Here is a 13,667-nt window from a genome sequence, read left to right on the forward strand (position 1 = left end):
CCCAGGGGCCGGGCTGGGGGGCCGGGCTGGACCTGGGCGGGCTAGGGGTTCTGCGAGGTCGGGATGCCGCCCGGTGCGGTGGTTGTTCCGGAGGTCGATCCCGATGTGGTCGTGGTGGTGGACGCGCCGTCGGGGGACAGGGTCTCGGAGGTGGGGCTGCCGGGCACGCCGGTGCGGGGGCCGGTGGGGATTGCGGACGGGGGTTCGGTGGCGGGCCACGAGGTGTCGGAAACGGACGGGGGCGTGGCGGGGGGCGCGTGGCCGTCGCCGGGGGCGAGGGCCGCGGCGGCGATGCCGGTACCGGCGAGGAAGACGGCGGCCGCGGCCACCTGGGTGAGGGCGCGTCGTCGGCGCAGGCGGTCGCCGCGGGCGGTGACGTGGCCGAGGGGTGCGGGGTCGGCGCCGGCCTCGCCGTGGGCGCCGGCCCGGTGGAAGGCGGCGCGCAGCGGGTCGTACGCGTTGTCGGGGTGGGGCGGGTCGGTCCGGTCGTCAGGGGCCTCAGGCACCGGGGGCCTCCTCAATGCGCGGGTCCTGGAGGATGCGTGCGAGTGCGGCGCGTCCGCGGACGAGGTGTGTCTTCACGGTGCTCGCGGACGTGTCGGTCTCGGCGGCGATCTGTTCCACGGTCAGGTCGCACAGGTAGTGCAGGGTGAGGGTGCGGCGTTGGCGGGGCGGGAGTTCGCGCAGTGCCGCGACGAGGGCGACGGTTTCGGGGCCGGGGCCGTCGACCGCGGGTGGTGCGCCGGTGCGTCGCCAGGCGGCCTCGGTGCGGCGGCGGCCGCGCCATCGGCTGACGGCGAGGCGCCAGGCGACGGTGCGGATCCAGGCCTCTGGTTGGGCGTTGCGGTCGAGTTGGGCGCGTCGGCTCCAGCCGCGGACGAACGCCTCCTGGACGACGTCCTGGGCTTCCTGGGCGTCGCCGAGCATGACGTACATCTGGCCGGTGAGGCGGGCGGCGGCGTGCGCGTAGAACTCTTCGAACTCCTCGATGGTCAAGCACGGCTCCCGGGTCTTCGCTGAACTCACTGCGCATACGCCCGGCGCGGGTGGTCCGGTCTACACAGGTCGCGCCGGCGCGGCGTGACCTGTGCCACATCGGCAGACGGAGGTCGGCGCCCGAGCGGCGGCGGTGTTTCCGCGGTGTTGATTTGGGATGTTCTGCGGGGGTGCTGTCCGGGCCGTGTGGCAGGATCGGGTGGGTGACCGGCAGACCCTCCCCCGAGCAGCGTGCGCTCGACCTGGTGCGGCTGCGTCGCGTACGGGATCGGATAGACCGGGAGTACGCGCAGCCGCTGAACGTCGAGGCGTTGGCGCGTGGCGCGAACATGTCGGCGGGGCATCTGAGCCGTGAGTTCCGGCAGGCGTACGGGGAGTCGCCGTACGGGTATCTGATGACGCGGCGTATCGAACGGGCGATGGCTTTGCTGCGCCGGGGCGACATGAGCGTCACCGAGGTGTGCTTCGCGGTGGGCTGCCAGTCGCTGGGGACGTTCAGCACACGGTTCGCCGAGTTGGTGGGGATGCCGCCGAGTGCGTACCGGCAGCGGGCCGCGCAGGCGACGGAGGGGATGCCGTCGTGCGTGGCGAAACAGGTGACGCGTCCGGTCAGGAATCGAGAAGCACAGGGGTCGGGCCGCGGTTAGCGTGAGCGGCATGGACCTGACGATTCATTCTTCGTTCCTGCCGCAGAACGACCCGGAGGCGGCGTTGGCGTTCTACCGCGACACGCTCGGGTTCGAGGTGCGCAACGATGTCGGCTACGAGGGGATGCGGTGGATCACGGTGGGCCCGGTGGGGCAGCCGGGGACGTCGATCGTGCTGCACCCGCCGGCCGCGGATCCGGGGATCACCGAGGAGGAGCGGCGCGTGATCGTGGAGATGATGGCGAAGGGCACGTTCGCGGGGATCAACTTCGCGACGCGTGACCTGGACGCGACGTTCGACCGGTTGCAGGCAGGGGACGCGGAAGTGGTGCAGGAGCCGACGGACCAGCCCTACGGTGTGCGCGACTGCGCGTTCCGCGACCCGTTCGGGAACCTGATCCGGATCGAGGAAATGCGATGACGAGGCCCCGCAGGTCGGCGGCGAAGCCGGACGCGCCGTCGGCGCAGGCGCCGGTCGATCCCGACAGCCATGACCTGATCCGGGTGCACGGCGCGCGCGTGAACAACCTGAAGGACGTGAGCATCGAGATCCCCAAGCGCCGGCTGACGGTGTTCACGGGGGTGTCGGGTTCGGGGAAGAGCTCGCTGGTGTTCGACACGATCGCGGCGGAGTCGCAGCGGTTGATCAACGAGACGTACAGCGCGTTCGTGCAGGGGTTCATGCCGACGCTGGCGCGGCCCGAGGTGGACGTGCTGGAGGGGCTGACGACGGCGATCATCGTGGACCAGCAGCGGCTGGGATCGGATCCGCGGTCGACGGTGGGCACGGTGACGGACACGAACGCGATGCTGCGGATCCTGTTCAGCCGGCTGGGGAAGCCGTACGCGGGTTCGCCGAACGCGTTCTCGTTCAACGTGCCGTCGGTGCGCGCGAGCGGTGCGATCACCGTGGAGCGCGGCAACAAGAAGACGGTGAAGGCGACCTTCAGCCGTACCGGCGGCATGTGTCCGCGGTGCGAGGGGCGCGGGTCGGTGTCGGACATCGACCTGGCGCAGCTGTACGACGACTCGAAGTCGCTCTCGGAGGGCGCCTTCACGATCCCGGGCTGGAAGTCGGACAGCTTCTGGACGGTGCGGGTGTACGCGGAGTCGGGCCTGCTGGACCCGAACAAGCCGATCCGCCGCTTCACCAAGAAGGAGATGCAGGACTTCCTTTACCACGAGCCGGTGAAGGTGAAGGTGGAGGGCGTCAACCTGACGTACGAGGGGTTGATCCCGAAGATCCAGAAGTCGTTCCTGTCCAAGGACAAGGAGTCGATGCAGCCGCACATCCGGGAGTTCGTGGAGCGTGCGGTGACGTTCACGACGTGCCCGGAGTGCGAGGGGACGCGGCTGACGGAGGCGGCACGTTCGTCGAAGATCGGGAAGGTGTCGATCGCCGACGCGTGCGCGATGCAGATCAGCGACCTGGCGGAGTGGGTGCGCGGGCTCGACGAGCCGTCGGTGGCGCCGCTGCTGGCGGCGTTGCGGCAGACGCTGGACTCGTTCGTGGAGATCGGCCTCGGATACCTGGCGCTGGAGCGGCCGTCCGGGACGCTGTCGGGTGGTGAGGCGCAGCGCGTGAAGATGATCCGGCACCTGGGGTCGTCGCTGACGGATACCACGTACGTGTTCGACGAGCCGACGATCGGGTTGCACCCGCACGACATCCAGCGAATGAACGAGTTGCTGCTGCGGTTGCGGAACAAGGGCAACACGGTGCTGGTGGTGGAGCACAAGCCGGAGACGATCGCGATCGCGGACCACGTGGTGGACCTGGGTCCGGGGGCCGGGTCTGCGGGCGGGACGGTGTGCTTCGAGGGTTCGGTGGAGGGGCTGCGGACGGGCGGCACGGTCACCGGCCGGCACTTCGACGATCGGGCGGCGGTGAAGGAGTCGGTGCGGACGCCGCGCGGGAAGCTGTCGATCCGGGGCGCGTCGACGAACAACCTGCAGGACGTGGACGTCGACATCCCGCTCGGGGTGCTGACGGTCGTCACGGGAGTGGCGGGCTCGGGAAAGAGTTCGCTGGTGTACGGGTCGCTGATGAAGGGCTCGGGCCGCGGCGCCGCGGCCGCTGCGGGTGCTGCGGGTGACGGCGTGGTGTCGGTGGACCAGAGCGCGATCAAGGGGTCGCGGCGGAGCAACCCGGCGACGTACACCGGTCTGCTGGAGCCGATCCGCAAGGCGTTCGCGAAGGCGAACGGGGTCAAGCCGGCGCTGTTCAGCGCGAATTCCGAGGGTGCGTGCCCGAACTGCAACGGCGCGGGCGTGGTGTTCACGGACCTGGCGATGATGGCCGGGGTGGCGAGCACCTGCGAGGTGTGCGAGGGGAAGCGGTTCGACGGGTCCGTGCTGGAGTACCGCTTCGGGGGCCGCGACATCAGCGAGGTGCTGGCGATGTCGGTGGCCGAGGCGGAGGAGTTCTTCGGTGCGGGCGAGGCGCGTACGCCGGCGGCGCACACGATCCTGGGGCGGCTGGCGGATGTCGGGCTGGGCTACATCAGTCTCGGGCAGCCGCTGACGACGTTGTCGGGCGGCGAGCGGCAGCGGTTGAAGCTGGCGACGCACATGGGCGAGAAGGGCGGGGTGTACGTCCTGGACGAGCCGACGACGGGCCTGCACTTGGCGGACGTCGAGCAGTTGCTCGGGCTGCTGGACCGGCTGGTGGACTCGGGGAAGTCGGTGATCGTGGTGGAGCACCACCAGGCGGTCATGGCGCACGCGGACTGGATCATCGACCTGGGTCCGGGCGCGGGCCACGACGGAGGGCGGGTGGTCTTCGAGGGCACGCCGGCCGATCTGGTGGCGGGGCGGTCCACGATCACGGGCGAGCACCTCGCGGCGTACGTGGGGGCCTGAGGCCCCGCAGTACGTGGGGGCCTGAGGCCCCCGCGGACCGGCCGACTCACCGACCGGCCGCCCGGTGAGTCGGCGATTCAGCCGGTCGGTCGGGCGGCGGGTCGGTCAAGCGGGGCAGTCAGGTAGGGCGGTGCGCGGCGGCCCAGGTCAGGAGCCGCCCCTCCTCGTCGCCGGTGAGCGGCACGGCGAGGACGCGCAGCCAGTCGGCGAGTTCGCCGTCGCGGAGCGGGCGGTGCTCGGTGGGGGCGCCGGCCCGGCGTACGGTCACGGTGGCCTCGGTGAGGGTGACGTGCCGGTCGGGCAGGTGGCGGGCGACCATCAGGGTCCGAACGAAGTGCGAGGCCGGGTGGGTGGCGGTGTAGTGGTGGCCGATCACCACGTCGACGGGCAGGACGGGCAGTTCGTCAGTGGTGTGCATCATCTGCCAGCCGTCGTCGCGCCACCGCCGCATCTCCCAGCCGCCGCTGCCGCCGGTGCCGCTGCCGCCGGTGCCGCTGCCGTCCGCGGCGTCGATGCGGTAGCGCCAGCCGAGGTGTTCGTCGCCGGCGCCGTCGGCGATCGGGACCGGCCGCAGCAGGCTCATGCCGAAGCCGGGGTCGCACAGCAGCCGCTGCCCGTCGAGGCGGACCTCGACGACCATGTGGGTGCGGCCCTGCTGGGTGCCGTCGGCCGGATCGCCGACGCGTCCGAGATGGCGGCGTACGTCGTAGCCGAGGCGTTCGAGTGCGGCGGCGAAGACGGTGGCGTGCTCGAAGCAGTAGCCGCCACGGCCGCGTCCCACGAACTTCTTCTGGACAGCGTCGAGGTCGACACCGGGGTGGCTGCCCAGGACGACGTCGATGTTGTCGAACGTGAACGTGCGTACGTGCGCCTCGTGGAGTTCGTCGAGCGCGGCCCGGCCCGGTTCGCGGACGGGCAGGGCGAGCCGGGCGAGGTAGCCGTCGAGGTCGAGCAGGTCGACGCGCCAGAGAGCGTTGGTCACGGGACCAGTGAACCAGCAGCGTGAACCGGCAGCGTGAACCGGCGGCGCGGACGAGCGCGGTTGAGACGACTCGGCGAACCGGAACGAAGAACCGAACGGTGACCGGGAGCGCGGCGACCCGAATCCGTGGCCCGGCGCGCTGCGCCCGCGGGCAGCCGGGCAGGTCCGGTGGCTGTTAGCGTGCCGGGGTGGATCTCTTCTCGAGTTCGTGGGCGGCCTTGCGGGCGGCGGTCGCGGACCTTTCGGACGAGGACTTCGCCCGTCCGTCGGGTTGCGCGGGCTGGCTGGTGCGGGACCTGGTGTGCCATCTGGTGATCGACGCGCAGGACGTGCTGATCACGCTGGCGACGCCGGCCGACGCGGCGCCGACGCGGAACGCGGTGACGTATTGGGAGCTGGTGCAGGCGCCGACCGGCGACGATCCGCTGGACGCGCTGACCGTGCGGCTCGCGGCGGCGTACCAGGAGCCGTGGCTGCTGAAGTTCCACCTCGACGACGTGGGCTCCGCGGCCGGGCGCGCCGCGGAACTCGCGGACCCGCGCGGCCTGGTGGGGACGAAGGACCAGGTGCTCACGGCGGGGGACTACCTGGAGGCGTACGTCCTGGAGTGGACGCTGCACCACCTCGACCTGGCCGCGCACCTGTCGGACGTGTCGCCGCCGCCGGCGCCGGGTCTGGCGCGTTCGCGCACGATGCTGGAGGAGCTCGCGGGGGCGGCGTTCCCGACGTCGTTCTCGGACGCGGACGCGCTGCTGGTCGGTACCGGCCGCCGCGCGCCGACCGCCGAGGAGAGTTCCCGGCTGGCGACCGAGGGCGGCGGCGCGGACGGCGGGTTGGCCGCGAGGCTGCCGTTCGTCCTCGGCTGACGCTTCCCCGCAGCCCAGGCGCCCGGCCCCAGGCGCGCCGCCTCCCGGGCCTTCGGCGTCCCACGGCCTGGCCCAACCGGGCGAGGCCGAGCCTGACCGGGCCTGGCCGGGTCGCGCGTCAGGTCAGGGGGCTCGGCCGATGAAGGCGAGCAGGCGGGTCTGGACGTCGGCGTCGTCGGGCACCTGCGTCCGGGGGCCGTACTGGCCGCTGGCGCGAAGCACCTCGTCGAGGGGCAGCATGCCGTCCAGCAGTTCGGCGCACTTGGCGGCGTCGAGGGTTTCGTCCTGGCCGGTGGCGCGGGCCAGGTCCCACGTGTGCAGGAAGACGTCGGCGGTGTAGAACCGGTCGACGGCCTGGTCGAGCGGGACTTCGCCGATGTGCGGGTTCGCCAGGGTGCGGGTGGCGGTCTCGGGATCGTCGAGGAGGGCCTGCACCGCGTCGCTGTGCACGGTCCATGCGGCGACCGGGTCGTCGTCGGCGGAGGGGCCCGCGGGCAGGTCGACGCCCGCGCCGGACTTCAGGAAGGCCGGGAACCACTCGACGAGGTGGCGTACGACGTCGCGGGCGACCCAGCCCTCGCACGGGGCGGGGTTGTCCCAGGCGGTGGGCGGGACGCCGCGTACCCGGTCGGTGAAGGTGCGGGCGATGCGGCGGTGTTCGTCGGCCGGGGTGCGCGGGGCGGCGTCGCGGGCGAGGAGTTCGTCGAGGCGTTCGTGGCCTTCGCGGACGCCGCGGTCCATGCCGCTCGCGAGCATGGCGTCGCGGGCCTGGACGGACTGCATGAGGGAGGTGGTGGTCACCCGGGTGCGGCGGCCGCCGAGGTCGAGGAACGCGGTGGTCTCCAGGCTGACGTTGTCCGGTGAGCCGTCGTAGCCGAAGGTTTGGACGATGCGGGTGCTGGGGCGTACTTCGTGGAAGACGCCGCGGAAGCCGTACGCGGTGCCGTCGTCGGCGGTGTGCACGTAGCGGTAGGAGCCGCCGGTCCGGGCGTCGTAGCGGTCGATGTGCATGGTGAGCCGGCGCGGGCCGAGCCATTGGACGACTAGGTCGGGGTCGGTGTACGCGCGGAACACGTGCGAGGGCGGGGCGTCGAACTCGCGGGTGATCACGATCGTGGGTTGCGCGGGGTCGGCGGTGATGCGGGTTTCCCGGCGGCCGGTGTCGTGGTCGGTGCCGGGATTGTCGTGGTCCGTGGTGGTCATGATGCCGCTTCCTCCGTGGCTGCGGGCCGGTCGTCCGGCGGGGTGTCGGTCCGGCCGTCGGTCCGGCCGTCGGCTCGGCCGGGCGGGTCGCCCTGGTCGCCCGAGTCGCCCTGGTCGTCCATCCGGGCGAGGACGGCGTCCAGGCGGCGGAAGCGGTCCTCGGCTTCGCGCCGGTAGCGCTCGATCCACTTGGTCATGAGGTCGAAGACCTCGGCCTCCAGGTGGCAGGGGCGGCGCTGCGCGTCTCGGCTGCGGCTCACGAGGCCGGCGTCCTGCAGGACCTTGATGTGCTTGGAGACGGCCTGGACGGTGACGTCGTACGGGGCGGCGAGTTCGTTGACGGTGGCGTCGCCCGCGGCCAGGCGCGCGACGATGTCGCGCCGGGTGGGGTCGGCCAGTGCCGCGAACACCCGGGACAGCCGGTCGTCGGACATTCCCGCACCTCACACTTTCGCCTACGCCTATTCAACCTGCCGGTTAAATACAGCCTACGGCCCGGCCGCCCCGTGGTCAACCGATCGATTGAATACCCGCGACCAGCCCCAGACCGGCCGCCGGCGGCGGCCCGCGCCGTACGGCGGCTCTGGTTCGGCGGCCCCCGGTGCGCGGCCGCGTCGGCGCGTATGGGGCGGCTGTTTGCTCGTGGGCCCGCGCCGCCCCGCGCCGGGCGCATATCGCGTGGCGGCGGGGCGTCCGGTCGGGCATCGTTCCGGACGATGAACGACGAAGACGCGCTGTTCCACGCCCAACCCGACTCCTACGCCCACCCCGACGCCCTCGAAGGGCTGCTGCAACGCGGGCGTGGCCTGGGCGCCGTGCGGGCCGTGCAGGACCCTTCGGCGGCTGCGGCGTTCGTGTACGACGGGATCCGCCGGGATTGAGGCCACCGCGCGGCGACTGGCTCGGTTCGGCGCGGCCGCCGCACCCGCCGCGCCGGACCTGCGCCGACTCTGGCTGCACACCCCGCACTCCTACGCACGGGCCGTCTACCTGGAGGCGCTCACCGCGATCGGGGCGACAGCGGGCCTGAACTACGCCCACACGGAGTCCCTGTGGGATTGCCAGGAGCAGGCCCGGCTCCTCGGCATCGCCCACGCCCCGGACAACCGCACGACCCGGGCGCGCGTCACCGAGCTCCGCGACGACCCGATGGAAGTCGCCGACGTACGTGCTGCCGCAGCCGAGCGCCTGGCCGCCGCGTAGCGCCCGAGGGACGCCCAGGATGCCCGCCGGGCCCGCCGTCGTCGCCCTCGCTCAGCAGGCGTCTTCGACGGCCACGACGATCCCGTTCGGGGTGTGCGCGGCAACGATCGACCATGCGGGTGTCGTCGTCAGGCCGGTCGCCCACGCGTCGAGGCTGTCACCGCCGTCGGGGAAGAACCAGGAGCTGAAGCCGCCCAGTTCGCTCAGCGCCGGGGTGGGGGAGAACCGGACTTCGCAGTGCACCTGGACTCGTGGCCGCCGTGCTCGTCGACGGACTCGAACTGCCGGGTGAAATCCAGCAGGAACGTGGGCGGGCCGTCGAAGGCGTACGTGCCGTACTGGAAGGGCAGTCCGTCGCAGTCGGTCGTCCCCGGGGTGTCGAAGGGGATGCGCGCGAACCGCAGAAACGCCTTCCAGGCGTCCTGCGCGACCAGGTCTCTCAGCGGCCTGCCATCGCGGAGCAGTTCCTCCCGGAGCAGGCGTGCGGCGTTTCCGAGCGCCGCTTCGGCGGGCGTCACGTCGGCAGGCCTCATGACGGCGGGTGGGTGAGTTTGGCGGCCACGGCGTCGAGGACCCAGTCCAGGCCGGTGGCGAAGGAGGTCTCGGAGTCCACGTCCGCGCCGTCGTGCACGGCCTTGGCGAGCGCCGGATAGCGGCCCGTGGCGAGCATGTTCGTCACGTGCGGTCCGTGGGCGCGCTGCCAGTCGTGCTTGGACAGGCCGGTGGCGTGCTCGGCCCGCAGGTTCGCGACCTCGCGCCTGATCGCGCCGATGTAGTAGGCGCTGACCGTCTCCACGGCGCGCATGCCGGTGTCGACGTCGGTGACGCCGTCGAGTGCGGACAGCGTGGCCTCCGACACGGCAAGGGCGTTCGGGCCCAGGGTCGGGCGGCCGCCGAGCAGGTCGGCCAGCCACGGATGGCGCAGAGCGGCCTGCCGGGTGCGGACGGCGAGGACGCGCAGCGCCTCCCGCCAGTCGCGGGGCCGCTCCTCGGGCAGGACCTCGGCATAGACGGCGTCCAGCATGAGGTCGAACAGCTCCTGCTTGGTGGAGATGTATCCGTACAGGCGCATCGGGCCGGCGTCCAGGCGGGCGGCGACCTTGCGCAGCGAGACCGCGTCGAGGCCGCCCTCGTCGGCCAATGCGATCGCGGCGGCGACGATGCGATCGCGGTCGAGCGGGGCGGGTCGGGTCGGCGGCTCAGGGCGGTCCCACACAGTCATGGGTACACCGTACTGTTGCGATACGCCGTCATTGGGAAATACAGTGTATCGACATGAGACACCGTATCGCCGTAGTGGGAGGCGGCCCCGCCGGCCTCACCTTCGCCCGCGTCCTGCACCGCCACGGCCACCACGCCACCGTCCTCGAACGCGATCCCGCCCGCGACGCCCGTCCTCCGGGCGGCACTCTCGACCTGCACGAAGGCCTCGGCCAACTCGCGCTCGACAAGGCCGGGCTGCTGGCGGAGTTCCAGGCGATGGCCCGCCCCGAGGGGCAAGCCATGCGCATCCTGGACAGCGATGGGACCGTCCTGCGCGACTGGCAGCCGCGCCCGGGCGAGCGCGCCAATCCCGAGATCGACCGCGGACACCTGCGCGACCTGCTGCTCGGCGACCTCGACGTCCAGTGGGGGCGGGGAGTGACGCGGGTGGTCCCGGGGCACCGGGACGGCGTACTGGTGCACTTCGAGGACGGACGGCAGGAGGCTTTCGACCTCGTGGTCGGCGCGGATGGCGCGTGGTCCCGGGTCCGCGCGGCCGTGTCCCCGGTGACACCGCACTACACCGGCGTCACCTTCGTCGAGACCTCGCTCGACGACGTCGACACCCGCCACCCCGACCTCGCCCGGCTCGTCGGCGACGGCTCCGTGGCTGTGTACGGCGTCAACCGCGCCGTCGTCGCCCAGCGCAACAGCGGCGGCCACGTCAAGGTGTACGCCCAGTTCCGCGCACCGCTGGACCCGCCGTCGGCCCCGGACCCGACCCCGGACCTCGGCCCGGCCCCGTCCGACGCCGAGGCCGTACTGGCGGGCCTGCTGGCGCTGTTCGACGGCTGGGCCGACCCCGTCCTCGACCTGCTCCGCCGCGGCACCGCCTTCGTCCGCCGCCCCCTCCACGTCCTGCCCGTGGGCCACACCTGGACGCACACCCGGGGCGTGACACTCCTGGGCGACGCCGCGCACCTGATGCCCCCGCTGGGGGCGGGCGCGAACCTCGCGATGCTGGAAGGCGCCGAACTCGCCGAGGCCATCGCCGCCAGCCCCGACCCCGCGGAACTGGACGCGGCCGTCCGCGCGTTCGAGGAACACTCGTGGGCCAGGGCCGCCCGGTGGGCCGAACTCACCGCCGCCGGCCTCGAACGCCTCGTCAGCCCAAACCCCGCCGACGCCCTGGCCCTCTTCGACAACCTCCAACCCCACTGACCGCCGCCGAGCACGACCACTCTGCGGCCGCAGTTCGAGCGCCCACCGCTCCAGGCGCGCCCGCGCGAGGAAGTCGGCGGCTTCCCGCACCTGGACGGGGGTGAGGGAGAACAGGGATACCCACAAGGCCGAACACCGGGTCCTCGACCCCCTCCCGCAGCACGGTGCCGCCGAAGAGCGGAAGGCCCGCGGCGGTGTCGTCCGGCGCCACCGTGGTCAGCACGAAGCGCATCAGCGAGCACCTGCCCTGGACGGTGAAGGACGCAGGGCCCTCGACCAGGTCCCGCGCCCGGAACAGCTCCCACAGTTGCTGCGGTGACCTGGACTGCGACCAAGGGCCGGGAACGCTTTGCCAGCAGTAGTCGACACTCACAGGAAGGCCTTCGCACGGACGCGGCGGTCGGCGGGCGGTCGCAGGTTCTGTCAGATCGGGTGGGCTCCTGCGGGGAACAGGGTGTTGGTGGCGTATGGGGTCAGCGCCACCACGCCTGTTCCGCGTACCGGCGTGTCCGGTCCGATGGCGAGGGGGCTGATGCCGTAGGCGGCGGCGACCTCCGGCGCGAGCCCGAACGCCGCCGACTTCCACGCGTCTTCGGCGTCCTGCTCCTCCTCGGCGGCGTGCCAGTCGGGCGCGAGCCCCAGTTCCTCGCGCCGGAGACGTTCCAGCGGCAGCGGGTCGCCCAGGGTCAGCAACTCGTCGTCGGCGTCGCCGGTTTCGCAGTACCGCCGTACGACGGCGCCGTTCTCGGCGATCAGCCAGCCCGAGCCGTCGCCCTGCGCGCCGTAGTAGTAAGCCTGGGCCTTGCCGAAACGGGCGCTGAGCAGCAGGCACAAGCGCAGGACGTCATCGCTGCGCTCGGCGTCGCCGGGATCGCACCAACTGCCCATCACGAACGTCCAGCCGTCGAGTTCGGGGGTGACGAAGACCCGGTCGAAGCAGTCGTGGTCCTCGTCGTGGCGGCCGTGTCCGTCGGCGTCGACGATGTCATTGCCCAGGGCGAACGTCACGGGTCTCGGATCGGTCAAGTCCAAAGCGTCCATGATGCCTGCCTGGTCGCCGCTCGAGACGGCGAGCCAGTTCATCCAACAGGCGTGCGAAGGCTGCGGCCGGTCGTCGAGCAGCTTGATCCGGATCAGCCGTTCGACGGCCCGCAGATCCCGCGTCGGGAGCACAGCCTCACCGCCGATGTCGGCCAGGACCGGCAGCACCCGGGGCCGCAGCCGGCCAGGTCCGTCGCGGCGGACCCGCTGGAGCAGCGGTACGACCCCGTCCCCCAGGAACACCAGTGCTGCCCCCGCGGACGAGGCGACTTCCCGGTCCGGGTCGGCCAGCAATCCGAGCAGCGTCTCGGCGGCCGACAACGCGTCCTCGCCACAATGCCCGATGGCGTTCGCTGCACGGCTCCGTACGTCGGGGTCCGGGTGGCGAAGCGCCGCGGTGTACTGCGCCAATGCGGGCAGGCCGTAGCCGCCGAAGACCCGGCCGATCCGGTGCCGGGCCTCCGGCGTACGCGCCGCGACCAAGGCTTCGAAGACCTGGTCGAACCCGGTCATGCCGATTTCGCCGAGCACCGTGCCGCACGCGTACCACGAGGGAGGTGCGGCCTCGCGCGTGAGCTCCCGTAGGAGCGCCGGCACGGCGTCGCCGGCCAGGGCGACCAGCGTGTTCACGGCCGCACCGCGGCGTTCCGGATCCCCCAAGTCACGCATGAGCCCGTCCACATGGTCCGTCGCCATTTGTAGTCCTCGATGCGATGCGCTCGGCCCTCTTCGGGCGACATGATGTCGCGTCCCACCGACGCCGCGCGCAAATGCGGTGGCGGGCGCGGAGGCGCACCGGTGAAGCTGGGGAGATGAGCGACGAGCGACCCGAGCGCTGGACCCAGGCGAACGTCTACCCCGACATGTGGATCGACCCGGGCGACGACCCGCGCAACAGCGACGGCCCCAGCCCGGACGGGGAACTGGCGACGCTGCAGGAGTACCTGGCCGACTACCGCCTGACCCTGCGCATGAAGTGCGACGGGCTCGACGCCGAGCAGTTGGCCCGCCGGTCGGTCCCGCCGTCCACGATGTCGCTGCTCGGGCTGCTGCGGCACCTCGCCGAGGTCGAGCGGGACTGGCGCGGCTGGATCGGCGAGCCGCTGCCCAAGCTCTACGGCAAGGGCGGTGACTTCGACGCGGTCGCGGCCGATCCGGGGATGGTCGAGGCCGCGTACGCCGACCTCGCCCGCGAGCAGGCCGCCACCGACGCCGCCCTGGCCGAACACCCGGACCTCGGCGAGCGGCTGGGCAAGGACCGCATCGCCGTTCGCGAGCTGATGGTGCACCGGATCGAAGAGTACGCCCGCCACTGCGGACACGCGGACCTGCTCCGCGAGTGCATCGACGGACGCGTCGGCCAGTAGCGCGCCTCGCGCCCCGGTAGCGCGGCGCGGTCGCGCGCACCGCAACACCGGTATCCGGCCCGCGCGACCGCGCCGC

Annotated in this window: 17 protein-coding genes; 8 read left to right on the forward strand and 9 right to left on the reverse strand. The window is 72.3% G+C overall.

Annotated features, from left to right (window positions below; genetic code table 11):
* Positions 1-41 precede the first annotated feature (41 nt).
* Both AB0C36_RS11235 and AB0C36_RS11240 read right to left on the reverse strand, forming a co-directional pair.
* The gene (locus tag AB0C36_RS11235; RefSeq protein WP_358352426.1) at positions 42-506 is read right to left on the reverse strand and encodes a hypothetical protein; all 465 of its coding nucleotides are present in this window, start codon (positions 504-506) and stop codon (positions 42-44) included.
* Positions 499-996: a SigE family RNA polymerase sigma factor gene (locus AB0C36_RS11240; RefSeq protein WP_358352428.1), complete on the reverse strand. Its 498-nt coding sequence runs from the start codon at positions 994-996 to the stop codon at positions 499-501. The genes AB0C36_RS11235 and AB0C36_RS11240 overlap by 8 nt, the downstream gene beginning before the upstream one ends.
* A gap of 203 nt (positions 997-1,199) precedes the next feature.
* On the opposite strand from AB0C36_RS11240, the gene AB0C36_RS11245 reads away from it, so the two are divergent.
* The 3 genes from AB0C36_RS11245 to AB0C36_RS11255 are packed head-to-tail and all read left to right on the forward strand — an operon-like array spanning position 1,200 to position 4,505.
* Positions 1,200-1,643: a helix-turn-helix transcriptional regulator gene (locus tag AB0C36_RS11245; RefSeq protein ID WP_358352430.1), complete on the forward strand. Its 444-nt coding sequence runs from the start codon at positions 1,200-1,202 to the stop codon at positions 1,641-1,643.
* Positions 1,644-1,653: 10 nt separating this feature from the next.
* Positions 1,654-2,064: a VOC family protein gene (locus AB0C36_RS11250; protein WP_358352432.1), complete on the forward strand. Its 411-nt coding sequence runs from the start codon at positions 1,654-1,656 to the stop codon at positions 2,062-2,064.
* A complete protein-coding gene (locus AB0C36_RS11255; protein ID WP_358352434.1) occupies positions 2,061-4,505 on the forward strand; it encodes an ATP-binding cassette domain-containing protein in 2,445 nt (814 codons plus the stop codon). Before AB0C36_RS11250 ends, AB0C36_RS11255 begins: the two co-directional genes overlap by 4 nt.
* Positions 4,506-4,623: 118 nt before the next feature.
* Here the strand turns inward: AB0C36_RS11255 and AB0C36_RS11260 are convergent, their stop codons facing one another.
* The gene (locus AB0C36_RS11260) at positions 4,624-5,487 is read right to left on the reverse strand and encodes an arylamine N-acetyltransferase family protein (protein WP_358352436.1); all 864 of its coding nucleotides are present in this window, start codon (positions 5,485-5,487) and stop codon (positions 4,624-4,626) included.
* Between the two features lie 188 nt (positions 5,488-5,675).
* On the opposite strand from AB0C36_RS11260, the gene AB0C36_RS11265 reads away from it, so the two are divergent.
* A complete protein-coding gene (locus AB0C36_RS11265) occupies positions 5,676-6,353 on the forward strand; it encodes a maleylpyruvate isomerase N-terminal domain-containing protein (RefSeq protein ID WP_358352438.1) in 678 nt (225 codons plus the stop codon).
* 123 nt (positions 6,354-6,476) lie between these two features.
* On the opposite strand, the gene AB0C36_RS11270 is transcribed toward AB0C36_RS11265, so the two are convergent.
* Together AB0C36_RS11270 and AB0C36_RS11275 are read right to left on the reverse strand one after the other, a co-directional pair.
* Entirely contained in the window at positions 6,477-7,556 is a 1,080-nt protein-coding gene (locus AB0C36_RS11270) for a TIGR03086 family metal-binding protein (protein ID WP_358352440.1), read from the reverse strand.
* Positions 7,553-7,990, reverse strand: a complete 438-nt coding sequence (locus tag AB0C36_RS11275; RefSeq protein ID WP_358352442.1) for an ArsR/SmtB family transcription factor — start codon at positions 7,988-7,990, stop codon at positions 7,553-7,555. The genes AB0C36_RS11270 and AB0C36_RS11275 overlap by 4 nt, the downstream gene beginning before the upstream one ends.
* A gap of 282 nt (positions 7,991-8,272) precedes the next feature.
* Here AB0C36_RS11275 and AB0C36_RS11280 point away from each other — a divergent pair, with 282 nt between their 5' ends.
* Together AB0C36_RS11280 and AB0C36_RS11285 are read left to right on the forward strand one after the other, a co-directional pair.
* Positions 8,273-8,437, forward strand: coding sequence for a hypothetical protein (locus AB0C36_RS11280; RefSeq protein WP_358352443.1), 165 nt, complete (start codon positions 8,273-8,275; stop codon positions 8,435-8,437).
* Positions 8,358-8,759 (forward strand): hypothetical protein, encoded by a 402-nt coding sequence (locus tag AB0C36_RS11285; protein WP_358352445.1) that lies wholly within the window; start codon positions 8,358-8,360, stop codon positions 8,757-8,759. Before AB0C36_RS11280 ends, AB0C36_RS11285 begins: the two co-directional genes overlap by 80 nt.
* A gap of 51 nt (positions 8,760-8,810) precedes the next feature.
* Here the strand turns inward: AB0C36_RS11285 and AB0C36_RS11290 are convergent, their stop codons facing one another.
* Genes AB0C36_RS11290 through AB0C36_RS11300 form a run of 3 tightly spaced genes read right to left on the reverse strand, consistent with a single transcriptional unit; the run spans position 8,811 to position 9,981 of the window.
* Positions 8,811-9,002, reverse strand: coding sequence for a hypothetical protein (locus AB0C36_RS11290; protein WP_358352447.1), 192 nt, complete (start codon positions 9,000-9,002; stop codon positions 8,811-8,813).
* Positions 8,963-9,292, reverse strand: coding sequence for a hypothetical protein (locus tag AB0C36_RS11295; RefSeq protein WP_358352449.1), 330 nt, complete (start codon positions 9,290-9,292; stop codon positions 8,963-8,965). Before AB0C36_RS11295 ends, AB0C36_RS11290 begins: the two co-directional genes overlap by 40 nt.
* The gene (locus AB0C36_RS11300) at positions 9,289-9,981 is read right to left on the reverse strand and encodes a TetR/AcrR family transcriptional regulator (protein WP_358352450.1); all 693 of its coding nucleotides are present in this window, start codon (positions 9,979-9,981) and stop codon (positions 9,289-9,291) included. The genes AB0C36_RS11295 and AB0C36_RS11300 overlap by 4 nt, the downstream gene beginning before the upstream one ends.
* A gap of 53 nt (positions 9,982-10,034) precedes the next feature.
* Between AB0C36_RS11300 and AB0C36_RS11305 the strand changes: the two genes are divergently transcribed.
* A complete protein-coding gene (locus AB0C36_RS11305; RefSeq protein WP_358352451.1) occupies positions 10,035-11,183 on the forward strand; it encodes an FAD-dependent oxidoreductase in 1,149 nt (382 codons plus the stop codon).
* A 423-nt stretch (positions 11,184-11,606) separates the two neighbouring features.
* On the opposite strand, the gene AB0C36_RS11310 is transcribed toward AB0C36_RS11305, so the two are convergent.
* The gene (locus AB0C36_RS11310; protein ID WP_358352452.1) at positions 11,607-12,920 is read right to left on the reverse strand and encodes a HEAT repeat domain-containing protein; all 1,314 of its coding nucleotides are present in this window, start codon (positions 12,918-12,920) and stop codon (positions 11,607-11,609) included.
* Between the two features lie 116 nt (positions 12,921-13,036).
* Between AB0C36_RS11310 and AB0C36_RS11315 the strand changes: the two genes are divergently transcribed.
* Positions 13,037-13,591, forward strand: a complete 555-nt coding sequence (locus AB0C36_RS11315; RefSeq protein WP_358352453.1) for a DinB family protein — start codon at positions 13,037-13,039, stop codon at positions 13,589-13,591.
* Positions 13,592-13,667 lie beyond the last annotated feature (76 nt).

The sequence above is a fragment of the Streptodolium elevatio genome (genome assembly GCF_040649515.1).
In the GTDB taxonomy this organism is placed as follows: domain Bacteria; phylum Actinomycetota; class Actinomycetes; order Streptomycetales; family Streptomycetaceae; genus Yinghuangia; species Yinghuangia elevatio.

What these genes read in the sequence shown, in the direction of transcription:
- AB0C36_RS11300 (WP_358352450.1), bottom strand. Translation starts at nt 9,981, where the DNA reads ATGACTGTGTGGGACCGCCCTGAGCCGCCGACCCGACCCGCCCCGCTC.
- AB0C36_RS11270 (WP_358352440.1), bottom strand. Translation starts at nt 7,556, where the DNA reads ATGACCACCACGGACCACGACAATCCCGGCACCGACCACGACACCGGC.
- AB0C36_RS11310 (WP_358352452.1), bottom strand. Translation starts at nt 12,920, where the DNA reads ATGGCGACGGACCATGTGGACGGGCTCATGCGTGACTTGGGGGATCCG.
- AB0C36_RS11250 (WP_358352432.1), top strand. Translation starts at nt 1,654, where the DNA reads ATGGACCTGACGATTCATTCTTCGTTCCTGCCGCAGAACGACCCGGAG.
- AB0C36_RS11295 (WP_358352449.1), bottom strand. Translation starts at nt 9,292, where the DNA reads ATGAGGCCTGCCGACGTGACGCCCGCCGAAGCGGCGCTCGGAAACGCC.
- AB0C36_RS11305 (WP_358352451.1), top strand. Translation starts at nt 10,035, where the DNA reads ATGAGACACCGTATCGCCGTAGTGGGAGGCGGCCCCGCCGGCCTCACC.
- AB0C36_RS11255 (WP_358352434.1), top strand. Translation starts at nt 2,061, where the DNA reads ATGACGAGGCCCCGCAGGTCGGCGGCGAAGCCGGACGCGCCGTCGGCG.
- AB0C36_RS11275 (WP_358352442.1), bottom strand. Translation starts at nt 7,990, where the DNA reads ATGTCCGACGACCGGCTGTCCCGGGTGTTCGCGGCACTGGCCGACCCC.
- AB0C36_RS11315 (WP_358352453.1), top strand. Translation starts at nt 13,037, where the DNA reads ATGAGCGACGAGCGACCCGAGCGCTGGACCCAGGCGAACGTCTACCCC.
- AB0C36_RS11280 (WP_358352443.1), top strand. Translation starts at nt 8,273, where the DNA reads ATGAACGACGAAGACGCGCTGTTCCACGCCCAACCCGACTCCTACGCC.